The organism is Streptomyces sp. NPDC048436, assembly GCF_043200355.1.
In the GTDB taxonomy this organism is placed as follows: Bacteria; Actinomycetota; Actinomycetes; order Streptomycetales; family Streptomycetaceae; genus Streptomyces.
Window position 1 is genome coordinate 157,564 of record NZ_JBICXP010000005.1, and the last position, 18,988, is coordinate 176,551.

13 protein-coding genes are annotated in these 18,988 nt (G+C 69.0%); 8 read left to right on the forward strand and 5 right to left on the reverse strand.

The window, feature by feature from the left end; translation table 11 throughout:
• Positions 1-134: 134 nt before the first annotated feature.
• Positions 135-1,397, forward strand: coding sequence for an ATP-grasp domain-containing protein (locus ACGFX9_RS19195; RefSeq protein WP_393472920.1), 1,263 nt, complete (start codon positions 135-137; stop codon positions 1,395-1,397).
• A gap of 77 nt (positions 1,398-1,474) precedes the next feature.
• Entirely contained in the window at positions 1,475-2,677 is a 1,203-nt protein-coding gene (locus tag ACGFX9_RS19200; protein ID WP_393472923.1) for an FAD-dependent oxidoreductase, read from the forward strand.
• A 45-nt stretch (positions 2,678-2,722) separates the two neighbouring features.
• Here ACGFX9_RS19200 and ACGFX9_RS19205 read toward each other — a convergent pair whose 3' ends face one another.
• Positions 2,723-3,220, reverse strand: a complete 498-nt coding sequence (locus tag ACGFX9_RS19205) for a hypothetical protein (RefSeq protein WP_393472925.1) — start codon at positions 3,218-3,220, stop codon at positions 2,723-2,725.
• Positions 3,221-3,254: 34 nt separating this feature from the next.
• Positions 3,255-7,742: a DUF6531 domain-containing protein gene (locus ACGFX9_RS19210; RefSeq protein WP_393472928.1), complete on the reverse strand. Its 4,488-nt coding sequence runs from the start codon at positions 7,740-7,742 to the stop codon at positions 3,255-3,257.
• Between the two features lie 320 nt (positions 7,743-8,062).
• On the opposite strand from ACGFX9_RS19210, the gene ACGFX9_RS19215 reads away from it, so the two are divergent.
• Positions 8,063-8,914, forward strand: a complete 852-nt coding sequence (locus ACGFX9_RS19215) for an HAD family hydrolase (RefSeq protein ID WP_393472931.1) — start codon at positions 8,063-8,065, stop codon at positions 8,912-8,914.
• Positions 8,915-9,021: 107 nt separating this feature from the next.
• On the opposite strand, the gene ACGFX9_RS19220 is transcribed toward ACGFX9_RS19215, so the two are convergent.
• Positions 9,022-11,010: a CocE/NonD family hydrolase gene (locus ACGFX9_RS19220; protein WP_393472934.1), complete on the reverse strand. Its 1,989-nt coding sequence runs from the start codon at positions 11,008-11,010 to the stop codon at positions 9,022-9,024.
• 10 nt (positions 11,011-11,020) lie between these two features.
• Complete coding sequence (locus tag ACGFX9_RS19225) at positions 11,021-12,535, reverse strand: peptide MFS transporter (protein WP_393472936.1); 1,515 nt, start codon at positions 12,533-12,535, stop codon at positions 11,021-11,023.
• Positions 12,536-12,815: 280 nt separating this feature from the next.
• Between ACGFX9_RS19225 and ACGFX9_RS19230 the strand changes: the two genes are divergently transcribed.
• From ACGFX9_RS19230 to ACGFX9_RS19250, 5 genes are all read left to right on the forward strand, one after another.
• A complete protein-coding gene (locus tag ACGFX9_RS19230; RefSeq protein WP_393472939.1) occupies positions 12,816-13,826 on the forward strand; it encodes a polyprenyl synthetase family protein in 1,011 nt (336 codons plus the stop codon).
• A 136-nt stretch (positions 13,827-13,962) separates the two neighbouring features.
• Positions 13,963-14,949 carry a CHRD domain-containing protein gene (locus ACGFX9_RS19235; RefSeq protein ID WP_393472942.1) on the forward strand — a complete coding sequence of 329 codons (987 nt, stop codon included), beginning with the start codon at positions 13,963-13,965 and terminating at the stop codon, positions 14,947-14,949.
• A 270-nt stretch (positions 14,950-15,219) separates the two neighbouring features.
• Positions 15,220-16,467, forward strand: coding sequence for an outer membrane lipoprotein carrier protein LolA (locus ACGFX9_RS19240; protein ID WP_393472945.1), 1,248 nt, complete (start codon positions 15,220-15,222; stop codon positions 16,465-16,467).
• An 80-nt stretch (positions 16,468-16,547) separates the two neighbouring features.
• Complete coding sequence (locus ACGFX9_RS19245; protein ID WP_393472948.1) at positions 16,548-17,513, forward strand: ABC transporter ATP-binding protein; 966 nt, start codon at positions 16,548-16,550, stop codon at positions 17,511-17,513.
• A complete protein-coding gene (locus ACGFX9_RS19250) occupies positions 17,500-18,384 on the forward strand; it encodes an ABC transporter permease (protein ID WP_393472950.1) in 885 nt (294 codons plus the stop codon). The genes ACGFX9_RS19245 and ACGFX9_RS19250 overlap by 14 nt, the downstream gene beginning before the upstream one ends.
• A gap of 14 nt (positions 18,385-18,398) precedes the next feature.
• On the opposite strand, the gene ACGFX9_RS19255 is transcribed toward ACGFX9_RS19250, so the two are convergent.
• The gene (locus ACGFX9_RS19255) at positions 18,399-18,980 is read right to left on the reverse strand and encodes a flavodoxin family protein (protein WP_393472953.1); all 582 of its coding nucleotides are present in this window, start codon (positions 18,978-18,980) and stop codon (positions 18,399-18,401) included.
• Positions 18,981-18,988 lie beyond the last annotated feature (8 nt).

An 18,988-nucleotide genomic window follows, 5' to 3' on the forward strand; every position in this document is an offset into this window, starting at 1 on the left:
CGTTACGGCAGTGCCTAAAGAGTTCGCAATGTCCGAATAAGCCTTGCTGGAGTGGTCAATTCCGGCTTAGCGTCCTTTGGGGGACGCGGACGGGGTGGGTCCGGGTCATAGGAGAGGGACACGTGGGGGGACCCGTGGCCAGGAGAGACGACAGCGTGCCCTTCGCGGCGGACCGTGAGGTGCCCGGTCTGATAGTGAAGTTCGGCAGTTATCCGCTGCACCACGGAGGTGTGGGCGCGATCCGCAGCCTCGGGCGGCTCGGTGTGCCCATGTACGCGATCACGGAGGACCGTTTCACACCCGCGGCTGCTTCCCGGCACCTCACCGGCGCCTTTCCCTGGCCGACCACCGGGGCGGAGGAGCCGGAGCGGCTCGTCGACGGGCTGCTGCGCATCGCGCGCCGGATCGGCAGGCCGACGGTCCTGATCCCGACCGACGAGGAAGCGGCCGTCCTCATCGCGGAGCATCAGGAGCCGCTGAGCGGAGCGGGGTTTCTCTTCCCGCGCGTGGAACCGGAGTTACCTCGCCGCCTCGCCAGCAAGCAGGGCCTGCACGAGCTGTGCGTGGAGCACGGCATAGCCTCGCCGGCCGCGTCCTTCCCCGGGAGTTACGCCGACATAGAGAAGTTCGCCGCCGACGCGGTCTTCCCGGTGGTCGCCAAGAATCGTGAGGCGTTCACGCGCCGCAGCCGGCCCGCGGTGAACGGGACGACGCGCATAGAGACTCCGGGGGGCCTGCTCGGTCTGGCCAGGGACTGGGGTGAGCGGCCCGGTGTGATCCTCCAGGAGTATCTGCCGCGGGAGCAGGCCGAGGACTGGATCGTGCACGCGTACTTCGACGCGGACTCGACACCGCGCGCGCTGTTCACGGGCGTGAAAGTGCGCTCGTGGCCGCCCCACGCGGGGATGACGGCGAATGCGTACGTCGTCGACAATCCGGAACTCGCGGACCTCGCCGCACGTTTTATCAAACAGATCGGCTTCACCGGCATCATCGACCTCGACCTGCGCTTCGACCGGCGCGACGGTCAGTACAAACTGCTCGACTTCAACCCCCGTATGGGCGCCCAGTTCCGGCTCTTCGAGAGCGAGTCAGGGGTCGACGTCGTCCGTGCGATGCATCTGCAGTTGACGGGGCGCCCGGTTCCGGAGGGGGAACAGCGCGCCGGCCATCGGTACGTCGTGGAGAACATCGACCTGCCCGCCCTCCTCGCCTACCGCCGCAGCGGCTATTCGACACCGCACGCGCCCCCACGCGCGAGTGGCACGGAGCTGGCGTGGCTGGCCGCGGACGACATGAAGCCGTTCTTCACGATGCTCGCCAGATTCGTCCGGCCGGGGGTGAAGCATCTCTACCAGCTCTGGCGCACGAACCGCCGTAGCGGCCGGCGCGGTTGAGCTGCCCCGAGGATCCGGCCGCACCACGAAGTAGGCGCACGACAAGTACGGAAAGTGACGTTCTGGGGAGGGACTTCGTGATCCATCCAGTAGCAGTCATCGGGGCTGGGCCGTTCGGCCTGTCCACCGCGGCCCATTTGCGGGCCCGCGGCATCCCGGTACGGACATTCGGCGATCCGATGGTGAGCTGGCGGGCCCACATGCCGGCCGGAATGCTCCTGAAGTCGACGCCCGCCGCGTCGAGCATCGATGCCCCGCAGCGCGGACACACACTCCTTGACTACTGCGACGCGGCGGGGATACCGCGGCTCGTCACGGACGAGGACATCATCCCCGTACGTACGTTCGTGGAGTATGGGGAGTGGTTCCAGCAGAAGCTCGTGCCCGACCTGGAGCAGGTGCGTGTGGTCTCGGTCGACCGGCGCGGCACGGAGGGCTTCGAGCTGAAGCTGGACTCGGGCGAGCAGTTCACGGCCCGCGCGGTGGTCGTCGCCACCGGCCTCTCGGGTCTCGCGCAGCTGCCGCCCGCGCTCGCCGGGGCAGCGCTGGACGGGCCGACCCCCTCCGGGCCCCTCTCGCACAGTTCGCAGCACCACGACCTGTCCCGGTTGTCGGGACGGGAGCTGATCGTGGTCGGCGCCGGGCAGTCGGCTCTCGAGACGGCGGCGCTGGCCGCCGAGGCGGGTGCGCAGGTCCGGGTGGTGGCGCGCGGCAAGGGCTCGGTCTCCTTCGGAGCACCCCCGTGGGAACAGCCGAAGCTGCGCCCGGAGTCCCCCTTCGGCCGCGCCTGGTCGCTGTACGCGATCAGCTACCACGCCGACCCATACCGCCATCTGCCGCCGCAGGCCCGCCACTTCCTGGTCCGCCGCATCCTCGGCCCGCTGGGCGCGTGGTGGCTGCGTGACCGCTACGAGGGCAAGGTGGAGACGCACGAGGTCCGCGGGATCACCTCGGCGGCCGTCCGTGACGGCAGCCCCGTCCTGACGGTCGAGTCCCTGGGCGGTCGCGCCAAGGAACTCTCCGCCGACCACGTCATCGCGGCCACGGGCTACCGCGTCGACGTCAGCGCCATGGACTTCCTGAGCCCCGGCCTGCGCACCCGCCTGGCGGTGAGCCGCGGCACACCGAAGCTGGGCGCGGGCTACGTCTCTTCGGTGCCGGGCCTGTACTTCACGGGGATGCTGGGCGGCTCGTCGTTCGGCCCGATCATGCGGTTCGTCTGCGGCACGGAGTTCGCCTCACCGCGGCTGGCCCGGCATTTGGCGGGGGCGCACGGCTGAGGCTTCCGGTTCCGGATCAGGGGGGCTTCACGAAGGGGAAGCCGATCACCGAGCGGCTGCGCCGAACGACTCAAGGAAGTCGGCGAGTACGCGGCCCGAGAACGGGTCAGCGGCTGGGTCGTCCGGTGTGACGAGGCTGACGGCGTAGTACTCGGCCAGCAGAAGTCCCGTGCCCTCGAGGGCTGTCGCGGCCTCGGCGTCCACGCTCCGGACTCCCGTCACCCGGTCGGCGCGCAGTGGCTGTGAGTGGAGACGGTAGAAGACGGAGAAGGGACCTTCCCCCACGCCGTCGAGGGCGTATCCGTTCTCCTCCCAGAAGTCCTCCATCTCCTGCCCGGCCGAGAAGGTGACGATGCCGGAGTAGTCGTCGTCGCCGTCATCGTCGTCCGGGAGTTTCCAGTCGTCCAGGGACTGCGTGCTGACCGGCTCCCCGTAGAGAAACAGGCCCGGCCACCGCTGGTGCCGGCGTCCGACGAATCGCCGCATGGATACGGGAAACGTGAGGTCCGCGATGTAGTCGCTCGAATATCCGGTGATTTCCATGATTCCTTGCCTGTGCCGACTGTTTCGGTCCCGTTCAGGCTTTCCAGCCCGATGTGGGTCCGTGATACCTGATCGCATCCCGAGGAATGCTGACATTGCTGTTGGAGAACCAGACGTGGCTTCGGGTGCCCGGGAGGCGGCCGGAGAAAAGCTTCTTCTCGACCTCGAACTCGATCATGTACTCGCTCTTCTCCCTCGTGAGGCCGAGATAGGACTTGAATCCACCCGGCTTCTTGGCGACGTCGGCCGGGCTCATGGGCGACACGTAGACGGCGGACGCGTTCTTTCCCTTGGAGCTCTTCGGCACCTTGAGGGTGATTCCCTCTTTACTGCCGCCGCTCATGATTTTCTGGTAGCCGTTCTTGTCCGTGTAGTGCCGGATGACGGCCTTGCATGATGGCGCGAGACCGAGCGGGTCGATCCAAGTCAGCGGGTTCACCACATAGTTGTGGTGGTGCGGCGCCGGATCTAGACCGAGCGGATCGGGGCTGTGATAGCGCGCGGTGCTCGGGTCGTAATAACGGTAGTGGTTGTAGTGGAGGCCGGTCTCGGCATCGTAGTACTGTCCGGGGAACCGCAGCGGGCAGTCGGCTGCCCCAGGCGTGCCCTGAAGAGGCAGGCCCCAGAGGGAAGTACGGGAACGCCAGGCTGTCCTTCCCGTCTCGTCGACGAGTTCGGTGGGGGTGCCGACAAGATCGGTGACGATGGAGTAGAACTGCTCGTCCACCCAGTCGGGCTGGTCCACCCGGTCCGGCAGGGATCCGGAGCGGCTTCGCTGCGCGATCGGGCGATCGCCGGCGGGCTCCCAGTCCCACGTGGTGATCCGGCTTCCCTCACTCGTGCCCGATGTCCCGTGTACCTCTTCGGCCAGACGCGTGCCGTCCCAGGCGAAGTCGGTGCGCTCAGCCACCGATTCCCCGCTTGCGGAGAGTAGTTCCTTCGCGATGCGCCGTCCGAGCGGGTCATAGCGATAGCGCCAGCGCCGCCCGTCCGGGGTGGTGACCTCGCGAAGCCGGTCCTCCGCGTCCCAGGCGAAGAGCCAGGTGCGGGACCCGCCGGAAAGAAGGGTCCGCGTGTGGCGGATCACGCGCCCCTGACCGTCGTGCTCGTAGCGGGACCGGCCGGCCGATCTGACCAGAGTGCCGGTGTACGTCATGGACTTCTGAGTGTCGTCACTGTGGCGGCCCGCCGCGCCCGAGTGGACGAGATTGCCCAGACTGTCGTAGGCGTACGTCTCGCTGCGATCCGGAGCCGCTACGGCGGTGACCCTTCCGTTCACGTCGAGCTCGTAGGTGGAGGTGCCCGAAGCGGCATCGGTGACGGACCGGATCAGCCCGTCGGCTCGGTAGGAGTAGCTGCGGTCGACGTCGGGGGTCTGTGCCCCCCGAGCGCGCACCGTCAGCGACGCCAGACGGTGCCCGGTGCTCCACGCATGGACGAGTGAGGTGCCCGAAGGGAGCTCACGGCTGGTCTCGTTGCCGGCCGAGTCGTAGCCGAAGCGGACCGTACGGCCGGAGCCGCGCAGCTCGACCGGTTGATGCTCGGAGTCGTACGTCCATTCGCTGAGGGCGCCGCCGGGGGTACGCCGCCGCACGCGGCGGCCCGCGGCGTCGTAAGTATTGGTCAGCACACGGCCGTTGCAGCTCTCGGACAGCACCCTGCCGTGGATGTCATACGTGAAGGTGAGCTCGGCGTCCTGGTTGGCCGCTCGGATGAGGGCGCCGCCCTGGTCGTACTCGAATCGGGTGGCGCTGTTGTTCTCGGTGTCGCGCTGCTCGACGACACGGTCGAGCAGGTCGCGGACGTAGCGGATGGTCTGGCCGGCACCGTTGGTGCGTTCCGTGATGTGCCCGACTACGTCGTGCCGGTAGCTCACCGTACGGCCGTTGAAGTCGGTTTCCCGCGCGATGTTGCCGAGGGCGTCGTACTCGTAGGTCCAGGTCTGTCCCTGGGCGTTGGTGACGACGACCGGCCGGAGCTCGGTGTCGTAGGTGAACTCGATCCGTGTGCCGTCCGGAGCGGTCCGGGCGGCGCTCCGGTCGAAGGGGGCGATGTCGAACCGGGTGACGGCGCCCTTCGCGTCGGTGTGCGCCAGCGTGTTGCCCTCGGCGTCGTATACCCAGCTCTCGGCGGTGCCGTCGGGATACTCGCGTCGGGCCGGAAGGCCCTCGCTGGTCCAGATGACCGTGGTGGTCGACGCGTCGGGTTCATGAACCCGGCTGACCCGGCCGAAGGCATCGTGCTCGAATCGCGTGGTCGCACCGAGGGGAGTGGTGACCTTCGTCGCGAGGCCGGCCGCGCAGCTCTCGACCTGGCTTTCGTGGCCGAGCGGGTCGGTGACGGTCGCTACGGCGCCCTGTGCGTCGTACGTATATGTCGTGGTGGCCCCGGCCGGGTCGGTGGCCGCGACGATGTTTCCGCGGACATCGTGCTCGTACCGCCAGCGGGCGTCGTCCGGTTCGGTGGCTGAGATGAGCGCCCCGGAATCGTCGTACTCGTAGTGGGCGCTGCCGCCATCCGGATGTACGACGCGGCGGGTGTTGCCGCTCTCGTCGTAGGTGTATGTGGTGGTGCGGTCGAGCGGATCTGTGAGGGACACGAGGTTGTCGTAGCGGTCCCAGGTGCGGGCGGTGGTATGCCCCAGGGGATCGGTCTCGGCGATGAGCTGGAAAGCGTCGTTGAACTGGTAAGTCGTGGTGTGGCCGAGGGAGTTGGTGGCCAGCGATCGGTGGTTGTCTGTGTCGTACGTGTAGGAGTAGTCGAGGATGCCGTCGGTTCCGTTGGTGCGGACGCAGCGGTCGTCGGCGTCGTAGGCGTAGCGGTACCACGTGCCGTTGCGGTCCTCCCATCCGGTGATCCGGCGCTTCTCGTCGTAGCTGAGCTCCAAGGGCCGGCCGGACGAGTTGTAGATCTCGGTCAGGTTGCCGATGGCGTCGTAGCCGTAGCGGACGAGCACGGGCTGTTCGGGGTCGTTGAGCAGGGTGAGAGTCGTGATCCGGCCCCGGTCCACGGTCAGCCCGATGCGGTAACCGCCGGTGTGAACCACCTCCCGTGGCATGCCGTCGGCCCCGTACTCCAGGCGGATCGCATTTCCGTTGCGGTCGGTGATGGCCGAGAGGGGGAGTTCGGCGGCGGGACGCCCGGGAAGCGGCCGGAACTGGAGGGTGAGGCCGGACTCGGGCTGCCGCACCGTCATGGTGCCGCCCATGCTGCCGTCCCACTCCAGAGGCCACCGCGGGCCCTCGACAGGATGAAGGGAGGCGTCCGGGTCCGGGACGGGGTAGTGGAGGACCATGCCGTCGGCCGTCGCGAACCGGACGCCGCCTTGGTCGAGGATGAGGCGCTGGTCGAGGGTGGAGGCCCAACTGGGCCCGAACCAACGACCGGACCGCAGGCCGGTGCGGTGATGACGCTCCAGCTCCAGCGGGAGGACGCCGGGCAGTTCCACGTCGGTCTCGGACATCACCATGTTGCCCGTGGCCATGTCGACCGGGTCGCCGCAGGTGAAGAGCTTCTTCATCGGACGGCCCATCGCGCGGGCCCCTTTGCCGAGCCCCTTGACGCCGAGAGACAGTCCCTTGAGGCCGCCCTTGAGGCCCTTCATGCCCTTGGCGAGGCCGCGGAGGCTGGTGAGTCCCTTCATGCCGGGGATGCAGTCGAGGGCGGCGAAGGCGACGTCGAGTAGGCCTGCTTCTCCCTTGGCGTATTTGTTGAGGGTGTCGGCCAGGACGATCAGGGCGGCGATGAGGACGATCGCGCCGAGGATGGGCCCGCCGATGATCATCGCGATGATGCCGAGTACGGCGACGACGACCTTGCAGACGGCGACGATGGTGTCCCAGTTGTCAGTGACCCAGTCCCCGACCTCCTCCCACCACTTACGGTTCTGAATACCCGCGTCGGAGGCCTCTTCCAGCTTCTTCTTCGCCGTGCCCGCCGCGTTCTCGCGCATCTTGCGGGCGTCCTCGGCCATCTTCTTCGCGGCGTCCAGGTTGCTCTGGGCGGCGGTGACGTCGGACTTGGCTGCCGTCTGGGCTTTCTCGGCGGAGTTGGCGTTGCGGGTGGCGGCCTTGACCTTGTCGGGGTCGGGCTTGGGGACGTCCTTGCCCGACTTACCTTCGTCGTCTTTGTACTTGTCGGCTTCCTTGCCCGCGCGGTCCATCCAGGAGTCGGCGGAGGTCAGCCGGGACTGGGCGGCGCTGAGGCTGGTCTGCGCCTCGCGGCCCTGCGCGAGGGCCTTGTCCGCGAGGGCTTGGGAGCGTTCGAGTTCGGGCCAGTACGAAGACAGGGCGTCGCCTGCCATCTCGTAGCTCTTCTTGAGCTTCTTCAGCTTGCCGGGCGCGGACTCGAACTCCGAGGTGAAGGACTCCGCCGTTTTCCCAGCCCAGGTGAGGATCGCGTCCTCACCCGCCATGCCCTTGATGTCCCGCAGAACCTTCGACACATCGTCGGCGAAATCGTGCAGGTTCTTCGCCAGGATCCGAACCCGGTCCGGATCACCGGGAGTCGGATCCTTGTCCAAGTCCAGGACATGCCAATCCGCAGGACGATTGCCCCCCATGCCGTAACCCCCCGTCATGCCTGTACCGCCAACGACCTTGTGCTGCGTGCAAAGTTACTGGACGTGCAGGTGGGGAGGGGTAACTGAGGCCGATCGGTTACCAGATGCGTATGGGCGGGCGTAGGCCCGAACTCTGGGAGCGCTGCCGCCGGGAGGCCCGGCGGCCATCACCGGTTCGAGCGCTCTCCCGCCCCCCCTGAACCCGTGCGAGCCCGTCGCGAACCCTCGCACGGCCTGTCATGGCGGTTACGGCGTGGCCGGGGATCCGTATTCTCTCGATCATGGCCGCTCCGATCGCATATTCACTCATCGCCACTGACCTGGACGGAACGCTGCTCCGCGGCGACGACACCATCTCCGACCGGTCGCGGGCCGCTCTGCTGGCGACAGCCGCGGTGGGGGCCCGGCACCTGGTGGTGACCGGGCGGCCCGCGCCGCGGGTGAAGCCCCTGCTCGACGATCTGGGCGGTGCGGGGCTTGCCGTCTGCGGCCAGGGCGCCCAGCTGTACGACGCCGACGCCCATCGCATGATCTGGTCCGTGACGCTCGACCGGGAGCTCGCCGAGGCCGCGCTCGGGAAGATCGAGGCGGAGGCCGGGCAGGTCTACGCCGCCGTGGACCAGGACGGCGTGGACGGGCTCACGCTCATCGAGCCCGGGTATCTGATGCCGCACCCCACCCTGCCCGCCGTGCGCGTGCGGGGGCGGGACGCACTGTGGGCCGAGCCCATCAGCAAGGTGCTTTTGCGCCATCCTGAGCTGACGGACGACGAGTTGGCCGCCCTCGCCCGCGACGCCGTGGGGCCCCTCGCCACCGTCACCATGTCCGGGCCCGGCACCGTCGAGCTCCAGCCGCGCGGGGTGACCAAGGCGACCGGGCTCGCGCTGGCCGCCGAGCGGCTCGGGATGACCGCCGAGGACACCATCGCCTTCGGCGACATGCCCAATGACGTGCCGATGTTCGTGTGGGCCGCCCGTGGCGTCGCCATGGCCAACGCCCATCCCGACCTCAAGTCGGCCGCCGACGAGGTGACTTACTCCCACGAGGACGACGGGGTGGCCGTGGTGTTGGAGCGGTTGTTGGAGGGGGCGCTGGACGGGGCGTGCGGGTCGTGCGGGGCGCATGGGGCGTAGGGGCAGTACCGCGCGCCCCGCCGCTTCGCCGCGCTACCAGTCGTTCTGCGCGCCCCCGACCACCGCCACCGCCACCGCCACCGCGACCGCCACTGGAACCGCCCCCCTCACCCCGCCGTCCGCGGAATCCGCTTCTCCCACGTCCGGTGGAAGACGACCTCGCCGCCGTCCTTGCACACCACCTCGTTCGACGTGATGAAGTCCGCCGCGTCGCACGTGATTTCGGAGCGCGACTCGATCGTCGCGTCCCATCCCAGCTCGGGGCGGTGCAGACGGATCAGCCAGTCGGATCGGGTGCGGGCGGAGAGCGGGTCGGACTCGTTGATCGTGTACGTCTCCAGCGCGTCCTCGGTGAACTCCAGGCCATCGGGGTAGACCCGCGTACCGCCGTAGCGCGGGTCCACCTCCAGGCGCCATTCGCCCTTCGCCACATCGCGTACGACCAGACGCTCGGGACGCGGCTCGTCGAGCGTCGCCGGGTACACCACCTCAAGCGGCTCCGACTGCTCCGGAGCGGCAAAGGTGATGGATGGGTCCAAGTCGCCCTGCCTGACCGGGAGTTCCAGGGCGCTGCCCGCCGGGTCCAGGGTGAAGCCCGCCGAGTCCGCCTGCGGCCAGATCCACGGCCAGTACGCCGAGGACACGGCGAGCCGGATCCGGTGCCCCGGCGGGAACGTGTGGCCGATGGCGTTCAGCTCGAACGTCACGTCCTCCGTACCGCCGACCAGCCACGGCTCCACCCGGTCGCGCCCATGCCGGGCCGATAGGTTCAGGACGCCACGCGTGACCAGGGTGGACGAGCCGTCCGGGGCCACGTCGCAGACCCGCGCGATCGCCTGCCCGGACGGCACGTCCATCCGCAGCCGCAGTGTCACCTTGGGCCGCCCCAGGATGCGTACCGCCGTGGGGACCTCGAACTCGAAGCACGCCGACTTCGCGTCCTCGTCCCGCTGGTCCGGCGGCAGATCCGCGTCGTTGCCGAAGGGGAAGTAGCGGCCCGCGTCGAGGCCCGTGTGCTGGGGGGAGTCGACGACGAGCGGATGGCCCTGGAGGGCGTACGCGGTCGGGGTGACGTTCGGGGAAGGCCAGGAGGGGTCCCCGACCCAGCCGCCCGGCAGCGCGTCGTACACCGTCGCCGGCGGATGGGAGTCGCTGATCCAGGAGCGGAGCTTCGGCTCCGCCATGACGTCGTTCTCGACGCCCTTCAGATGGTGGTCCCACCAGCGCAGGGTCTCCTGGAGGAAGCCGATCGCCGGGCCCGGCGGCAGGCCCCGGTCGGGGTACTGGTGCGACCACGGCCCGATCAGGCCCTGGACCGGCCCCGGCAGATGCTCGACCAGGCGCAGGACCGTGTCCCGGTAGGGGTCGTGGAAGCCACCCACCGCGAGGACCGCAGCGTTGATCGCGGAGTAGTCCTCGCAGACGCTGCCGTGGCGCCAGTAGGCGTCCCGCGTCTGGTGTTCGAGCCAGGTGTGGATGAAGGGGTCCACGGCTTCGAGGCGGCTGAGCCACATCTCCCGCCAGCGGTCGCCCACGAACAGCGGGTCCGGCGGGCGCGAGACGAAGGCCAGCATCGTCGCCGCCCACGCGTGCATGTCCACCGCGAGGACGGAACCACCCATGTAGTGCACGTCGTTGTCATAGCGGTCGTCCGCGGAGCAGACCGTGATGATCGCCTTGAGCGGCTCGGGCGCGAGAGCCGCGATCTGCAGGGAGTTGAAGCCGCCCCAGGAGATGCCGAACATGCCGACCTTGCCGGAGCACCAGGGCTGCTCGGCGAGCCAGTTGACGACCTCCACCCCGTCGGCCAGCTCCACCGGGGAGTATTCGTCGCCCGGCATGCCCTCCGAGTTGCCGTGCCCGCGTACGTCCACGCGCACGGAGGCGTAGCCGTGCCCGGCGTACCAGGGGTGGCGCTGGAAGTCGCGCGGCGCCGTCCAGTCGCTCAGCCGGTAGGGGAGGTACTCCAGGAGCGCGGGGACGGGTTCGTCCGTCACTGGGCGCCAGATGCGCGCGTACAGCTTGGTCCCGTCCGGGAGGGGTACTTGGACGTCCTCGCGGGTGGTCTCGTACGGGAAGGAAGAGCGAATCTGCATGGCGGGAACCTCAGTGGACGGGGTGCATGGTGCGGCGCAGCCATGGGGCGAGCAGGATCACGGCAGCGCCGGCGGCCACCGCGATGGCGCCGTTCACGCCGAAGTAGGCCGGGTTGGAGACCTCTCCGTAGACCTTCACGACCTGCGCCTGGATGCCGTTGGCGAGGGCGAGCGAGAGGAACCAGAGGGCCATGGTCTGGCTGGCGAAGGCCTTGGGGGCGAGCTTCGTGGTGGCCGACATGCCGGATGTCTCCACGAGGATGTCGCCGAGGCCGAGCAGCAGGTAGGAGCCGACGATCCACCAGACCGCCATCTTGTACGTGTCGTCCCCGTGCCCCGAGGTCGGCAGGACCATCAGGAGGAACGACAGTCCGCCCAGGATCACCCCGAATGCGATCTTGTTGGAGGCGTGCGGCTGACGATGACCCATCCGGGCCCAGACCGCGGCGACGACGGGGGCGAGCGCGACCTCGAAGGCGCCGAGCGCGGAGGCGTACCAGCTGGCGGGGAAGGTGAAACCGAGGATCGACGTCTCGGCGTTCGTCGAGGCCAGCAGGATCATCGTCGAGTACGCCTGGAACAGGATGAAGTTGAAGACCACCGAGGCGAGGAAGAGGACCACGTACGGCTTGAGACGGCCGCGTTCCTCCTCGCTCACGCGCGGGCTGCGGAACATGACCGCGAAGTAGACGACCGGTGCGATCACCGAGATGACGGTGAGCAGGTCGACGAAGCGGTCCATCGTCAGCCAGCCGACCGCGGCGAGCAGACCCGCGACGACGGCGAGCGTGACCATGCCCGCGACGATCAGTGTGATCGCGCGGCGCATCGCGTCCTTGGGGAGCGCGAACTCGGCGGACGCTTTGCGCCCCGCGAGGTGCCGGCGGCCCAGCACGTACTGGATCAGGCCGAACGTCATGCCGATCGCGGCCGCCGAGAAGCCCCAGTGCCAGCCCTTGTGGTCACCGAGCCAGCCGGTGATCAGCGGCCCTGCGAAGGCGCCGATGTTGATGCCCATGTAGTACAGCGCGAAGCCCGCGTCGCGCCGGTCGTCGTCGGTGCGGTAGAGCTTGCCCACCATCGAGGCGACGTTCGGCTTGAGCAGTCCGGTGCCCGCGCTGATCAGGCCGAGGCCCACCCAGGTCATCGTCGCCGTCGGCACCGCCATGGAGTAGTGGCCGCAGGCGATGAGGATGCCGCCCCACAGGACCGCGCGGTACGAGCCCAGGATGCGGTCGGCGAGCCAGCCGCCCGCCACCGAGACGAGATAGACGAGCGTTCCGTACGCCGCCGACACCGACGCGGCGGTTCCGGAATCCATGCCCATGCCGTCGTGGGCGACGGAGTCCGCGAAGTAGAGGACGAGGATGGCCTGCATGCCCAGGAACGAGAAGCGCTCCCAGACTTCGAGGCCCGAGAGGGTGAGCAGCCCGCGCGGCTGCCCGAGGAACGCGTGGTCGTCGCCGGGCGGTGGGTCCGTCGGCGGCTCCGCGGGCGGTTCGGTGTCGGCCTCGGTGCGGGACAAGGATTCTGCTCCGGGTGGTTCGGTTGTTTACGGGGCGATACGTCTATCCAGGTCGTATCAGCTGATCAAGAACATACCGGTGCTGATCGCACGTCGCCTGGGCGGCATTGCACAGGCGGGTGCCCACTGTGATCGAAAGGCGACCGGATACGCTGACTTGTGTGATGGCAGCGACACATCGACAAACCGTGTCATCGACCCCGTCATCGCGCAAAGATCGACCGAGTGATGATCGACCGAGTGACCGACTTGTGATCGTCAGCAGACAGGAGAACCCCTCGTGACCGTCGTCGGGCCCTTCGGCCTCAGCGTGCGGGACCAGGCTCTCGAAGCCGATGTCCAGGCCGGATTGGCGGCCGTCGAGGAAGGTCTGCTCGACGCCACCAAGAGCGGGGTCCCGTTCATCACGGACGCCGCTCAGCATCTGGTGCGCGCGGGCGGCAAGCGGTTCAGGCCGCTCCTTGTGATGCTCTCCGCGCAGTTCGGCGATCCGCACGCGCCGGGCGTCGTGCCCTCCGCCGTGGTCGTCGAGCTCACGCACCTCGCGACGCTCTACCACGACGACGTGATGGACGAGGCGGACGTGCGCCGCGGAGTCGAGAGCGCCAACCAGCGCTGGGGCAACTCGGTGGCGGTGCTCACCGGCGACTTCCTCTTCGCCCGTGCCTCGTACATCCTGGCCGACCTCGGCCCGGACGCCGTCCGCATCCAGGCGGAGGCCTTCGAACGCCTGGTCACCGGCCAGATCCTGGAGACCGCGGGACCGCCCGACGGCCGCGACCCCATCGACCACTACCTCGACGTGCTCGGCGGCAAGACCGGCTCGCTGGTCGCGGTGGCGTGCCGTTTCGGCGCCATGATGTCGGGCGCCGACGAGACCGTCGTGGACGTCCTGACCCAGTACGGCGAGCGGCTCGGCGTCGCCTTCCAGCTCGCCGACGACGTACTGGACATCGCCTCCGACTCGCACGAGTCCGGCAAGACGCCCGGCACCGACCTGCGCGAGGGCATTCCCACGCTGCCGGTGCTGCGGCTGCGCGAGCGGGTGGAGAAGCTCGGTCTCGCCGAGGACATCGCCCTGAGCGAGCTCCTCGAATCGGACCTGACGGACGACGCGCGGCACGCGGAGGCGCTGGCACGGCTGCGGGCGCACCCCGCACTTGAGCAGGCCCGCAGGGACACCGTGCGGTACGCGGAGGAGGCGCGGTCGACTCTCGCGCCGCTGCGGGACTGCGACGCGAAGACGTCGCTCGTCGAGCTCTGCGATCTGGTGGTGCATCGGGCGGGCTGACGCCCGACCGAGAGGTGTGACTGAGGTCACATTCGTCATCGGTCTTGGATTGAGTCCAGGATCGGATCTATTCCGTACCTATGCCCAGAAGCTGACGCAGTGGGGCGTCGGTTCAGGTACGGGGGAGATCTCGATCATGGGCGTTTTTGGTACCTCTGGCACATGCGCGAACCGCCGCCGGGCGCTGCTCGCCGCCGGTGTGGCCGTCGCCGCGGCGGGGGGTGTGGCGGTGGCGGCGCCGCCTGCCGTCGCCGACAGCGGAAGCGGAAGCGGCGGAGCTTCCTTCGTGGCGAGCCTGAACGGCGCGAACGAGGTGCCGGTGCAGGGTGGCCCCGCGGTGGGCGACAAGGATGGCCGGGCCCTTGAGTTCGTCAGGGTCGAGGGCGACAAGGTGTCGGTCACGGTCAAGTGGCGCGGCACGGGCAAGCCGACCGCCCTCCATCTCCACCAGGGCGCCAAGGGCACCAATGGCGGCATCAAGGTCGACTTCACCAAGCTGCTGTCCACGAAGGGCACAGGCAGCGAGGCCACAGGCAAGAGCCACCGGGTCACCGGCACGGTCACGGTCGACGACGCCGCGCTGCTCGCGGAGTTGAAGACCAACCCGGGCGGTTTCTACGCCAACCTGCACACCGCCGAGTTCCCCGGCGGCGCCGTCCGCGGCCAGCTGCACAAGGTGACCACCGACTTCGACTTCCGCGACGCGGCGGCCCACTTCCAGGCATCCGTGATCCGGGGCAGGCAGATCTACGAGTGCGAGAAGGTCGAGGACGGCTCCGGCTCGGGGAAGTTCGCCTTCGCCCAGCGTGACGTGCGCGCCCGGCTCGGCGGCAACATCGCGCACGACTTCGTCGCCCCCAACTCGGGCGTCCCGCGCTGGACCGCCCCCGACCGCAGCCAGGTCACCGGCAAGCTCATCTCCAGGACGCCCAACGGTGACAACAACATCCCCGAACTCGACCTGGCGGCAACCCGGACCGGCAAGCCGCGCGGTCTCCTCGCCGGCACCGCGGAGATCCTGCGCCTGAACACAGCCGGCGGGGTCGCACCGGCGGGTGACTGCGAGCCGGGAGCCATCGCGGAGGTGCCGTACCGGGCGGACTACGTGTTCGTGCAGCGCTGAGCCGAGCGCGTTCTCAGCAGTTCTCAGCAGGACAGGCGGCGTATCCCCTACGGGATGGGGGAGGCGCCGCCTGTCCATGTCATCCCACAGCAGTACGTGGAGTTGAGCCCGGGGTCTGACGCTTCTCGTCGGCCGATTTGGTCGTATGGACATCAGCAAGGTCCAGCAAGAAACAACCACTCCTGACCTATTCGGGTGAGAATGGCGGCGCGGGGTGGACGCACGCACGTACTGGGAAGGCCGCCGCCGACCACGGAGGTAGGGCACACAATGGCACCGTACGAACCTGAGCAGAACACCGGTGAGGCCGGGGAGCTGCGCGCGGGCCGCCGGAAGGCGGCACGTTACGTGGTCCCCCTCGCGGTGGCGGGGGTGGCGGCGGCGACCATCGGGCTCGTCCCGGCGCTCGCGACGTCGGGCGACCCCGAGTTGCCGGACATCACCGCACAGAAACTCATCGAGAAGATCGCCGCGTCGGACACGGAGCAGCTCTCGGGCACCGTGAAGATCAGCACCGACCTGGGGCTGCCGTCCTTCGGCGGCATGTCCGGCGGCTTCGCTCCTGGCAGTGGCGGGGGCGGCGAGGGAGGGGACGGCGAGGGCTCGTCCGCCGACCCGCAGTCGAAGCTGATGGAGCTGGCGTCCGGCACGCACACGCTGCGCGTCGCCGCCGACGGCCCCGACAAGCAGAAGCTGTCCGTCCTGGACGACGCCGCCGAGTACAGCCTGATCCACAACGGCGACGACGTATGGGCGTACGACAGCAAGTCGAACGAGGCGTACCACTCCAAGGCGGAGGGCAAGGCCGGGGATTCGGCCGAGAAGGACCTCCCCAAGGACGTCCCGTCCACGCCCAAGGAGCTGGCCGACGAAGCGCTGAAGGCGGCGGACTCCACGACGTCGGTGAAGGTGGACGGCACGGCGCAGGTGGCGGGTCGTGACGCCTACCGCCTGGTCATCAAGCCCAAGCAGTCCGGTTCGACGGTCGGCCAGATCACGGTCGCGGTCGACTCCAAGACCGGTACGCCGCTGAAGTTCACGCTCACTCCGGCGGGCGGCGGCAGCGCGGTCGTCGACGCGGGCTTCACGAAGGTCGACTTCGACAAGCCGGCCGCGTCCACCTTCGCCTTCACGCCGCCCAAGGGCGCGAAGGTCACCGAGGAGGGCGACGAGGCCAAGGCCGAGAAGCACGGCTTCAAGGACGGCGGCAAGGAGTTCAAGGGCGAGAAGGACCTGGATGGCCTGAACGGTCTGAACGTCATCGGCGAGGGCTGGACCTCCATCGCCGAGCTGAAGCTGCCGGGCGGCCAGGGCCTGCCGACCGGTGAGTCCGGTGACGTACCGCCGGACGCACAGCGGCTCCTCGACTCGCTCGGCGACCAGGTGAAGGGCGAGTTCGGCTCGGGCACGGTCTTCAAGACCCGCCTGGTCAACGCCCTCATCACCGACGACGGCAAGGTCTACGTCGGCGCGGTCACCAAGGACGCCTTGGTGAAGGCGGCGAACGCGGCGCACTAGGCCACAGGCTGCGAACCAGACAATAAGCGGCGGATTCAGGGGGACACCCCTGAGTCCGCCGCACCGGTGAGGGAGGACATGTGCCCCGCGAAGACGGCAGCCCGACGCCACATGTGATCGAGACGGAGGCGCTCACCAAGCGCTACGGCAAACAGCTGGCTGTGGACCAGCTGAGCCTCACCGTTCCCGCGGGCAGCGTATTCGGGTTCCTCGGGCCGAACGGCAGCGGCAAGACGACCACCATCCGGATGCTGATGGGCCTGATCGAGCCGACTTCCGGCCAAGCGCGGGTCCTTGGCCGCCCCATGCCGCGCGAGGCACGCACCGTACTGCCGCACGTGGGCGCGCTCATCGAAGGCCCGGCCCTCTACGGCTTCCTCTCCGGCCGCGACAACCTCCTGCGCTACGACTCCGCCGACCCGACCGCGGACCCGCGCACCCGCGGGGCCCGCGCCGAAGCGGCCCTCGACCGGGTGGGTCTTACGGCCGCCGGGGGCAAGAAGGCGAAGGCGTACTCCCTCGGCATGAAACAGCGTCTGGGGCTCGCGGCCGCGCTGCTCCAGCCCCGCAGACTCCTCGTGCTCGACGAACCGACCAACGGCCTCGACCCTCAGGGGATGCGCGAAATCCGGTCACTGGTCCGGGAGTTGGCCTCGGAGGGCACGACGGTTTTCCTCTCCTCGCACCTTCTGGACGAGATCGAGCAGGTCTGCACGCATGCCGCGGTGATGGCCCAGGGTCGCCTGATCACCCAGGGTCCGGTGGCCGAACTCGCCGCAGGCGCGCGGGGGCGGCTCAAGGTCACGACCCCGGACACGGGCGACGCGGCCCGCGTCCTGAAGGAGCTAGGCGTGACGGATCTCGTCGTGACGGAGGACCGCGTGACGGGCGAACCGCCGGCCGCGGAGACCGGCACGGACCTCGCCGAGCTGAACGCGGCCCTGGTCGGGGCGGGTGTGCGAGTACGGGGCTTCGGCGTCGAAAGGGCCTCGCTCGAGGACGCGTTCGTGGCGCTTACGGGGGAGGGTTTCGATGTCGCGGGCTGAGATCGACGACGTACAAAGGCGCGAGGTCCGGTGGGTCTGGACCCTCGGGCTCTTCCGCAGCGAGCTGGGTATCACCTTCCGTCGCTGGCGCACCCTCGCCCTGCTCGGCGTGCTCGCGGCCGTGCCGATCCTCGTGGGCGTCGCCGTCAAGATCGAGACCAGTGACGGCTCGTCGGTCGCCGGGGGCGGCGAGGGCGGTGGCCCGGCGTTCATCGCGCAGATCACCAACAACGGCCTGTTCCTGGTCTTCACCGCGCTCGCCGCGACGCTTCCCTTCTTCCTCCCCATGGCGGTCGGCGTCGTCGCGGGCGACTCCATCGCGGGTGAGTCCAGCGCGGGGACGCTGCGCTACCTCCTGGTCGCCCCGGCGGGACGTACGCGCCTGCTGCTCGTCAAGTACGCGACGGCGATGACGTTCTGCCTGGTCGCGACCCTCGTCGTGGCTGTCTCCGCGCTCGCTGTCGGGGCGCTGCTCTTCCCGGTCGGCGAGGTCACCACCATCTCCGGCACTCAAATCGGCTTCGGTGAGGGGCTGTTGCGCGCCCTGCTCATCGCCCTTGTCGTCGCCGCGTCACTGGTCGGTGTGGCGGCGCTCGGGCTCTTCGTGTCGACGCTGACGAGCAGCGGTATCGCCGCGATGGCGACCACCGTCGGTCTGCTCATCACCATCCAGATCCTCGACCAGATCCCCCAACTGCACGCCATCCAGCCGTACTTCTTCTCGCACTACTGGCTGTCGTTCGCGGACCTGATGCGCGAGCCCGTCTACTGGGACGAGCTGGTCAAGAACCTCGGCCTCCAGGGCCTGTACGCCGCTGTGTTCGGCTCGGCGGCGTGGGCGCGGTTCGGGGCGAAGGACATCTCGGCGTAGCGGGCGTCAGGGCGTCAGCTCTCGTACGCGAAGCGCGCGAGCTGCGGCTCCTGGGCGAAGAACGTCTTGGCCTCGGTCAGGGCCCGCTCGTCCTTCAGTACGTCGCCGGGCTTGCTGCCGTTGCCGAGCAGTACGCCGCCGAAACGCATCCCGAGATACGCGGCGGAGTTGCGCAGGGTGCCGACCAGCGGATCGGCGACGACCGGCTCGTGGTCCGCCAGCGCCGTCACTCCCCACAGGTTGCGTTGGGCCAGCGTGGCCTTGAACTCGACTCCGGGGATGCGCAGCCAGCCCGACCAGTAGTCGAGGTAGCGCTTGGTGGTGGCCGAGACCGAGTACCAGTACAGGGGCGACACGATGACGATGTCGGTCGCTTCGAGGGTCGCGTCGAGCAGGACCCCGGCGCTGTCGCCGGACGGCCGGGTGTAGTCGCTGTCGTGCCGGAGGTCCTCGAAGTCGGGCAGCGGGTGGTCGGCGAGGTTCAGCCAGCGCTGCTGGACGTCCGAGGGAAGCTGCTCGGCGGCCCGGCGGGCCAGGATCTCGGAGTTGCCGTCGGCGCGGGAACTGCCGAGCACGAAAAGGAACTTGCGAGTCATGGGGCCCC

Coding starts and splice junctions, on each gene's coding strand:
- ACGFX9_RS19205 (WP_393472925.1), bottom strand. CDS start 3,220: ATGGAAATCACCGGATATTCGAGCGACTACATCGCGGACCTCACGTTT.
- ACGFX9_RS19215 (WP_393472931.1), top strand. CDS start 8,063: ATGGCCGCTCCGATCGCATATTCACTCATCGCCACTGACCTGGACGGA.
- ACGFX9_RS19220 (WP_393472934.1), bottom strand. CDS start 11,010: ATGCAGATTCGCTCTTCCTTCCCGTACGAGACCACCCGCGAGGACGTC.
- ACGFX9_RS19235 (WP_393472942.1), top strand. CDS start 13,963: ATGGGCGTTTTTGGTACCTCTGGCACATGCGCGAACCGCCGCCGGGCG.
- ACGFX9_RS19240 (WP_393472945.1), top strand. CDS start 15,220: ATGGCACCGTACGAACCTGAGCAGAACACCGGTGAGGCCGGGGAGCTG.
- ACGFX9_RS19250 (WP_393472950.1), top strand. CDS start 17,500: ATGTCGCGGGCTGAGATCGACGACGTACAAAGGCGCGAGGTCCGGTGG.
- ACGFX9_RS19255 (WP_393472953.1), bottom strand. CDS start 18,980: ATGACTCGCAAGTTCCTTTTCGTGCTCGGCAGTTCCCGCGCCGACGGC.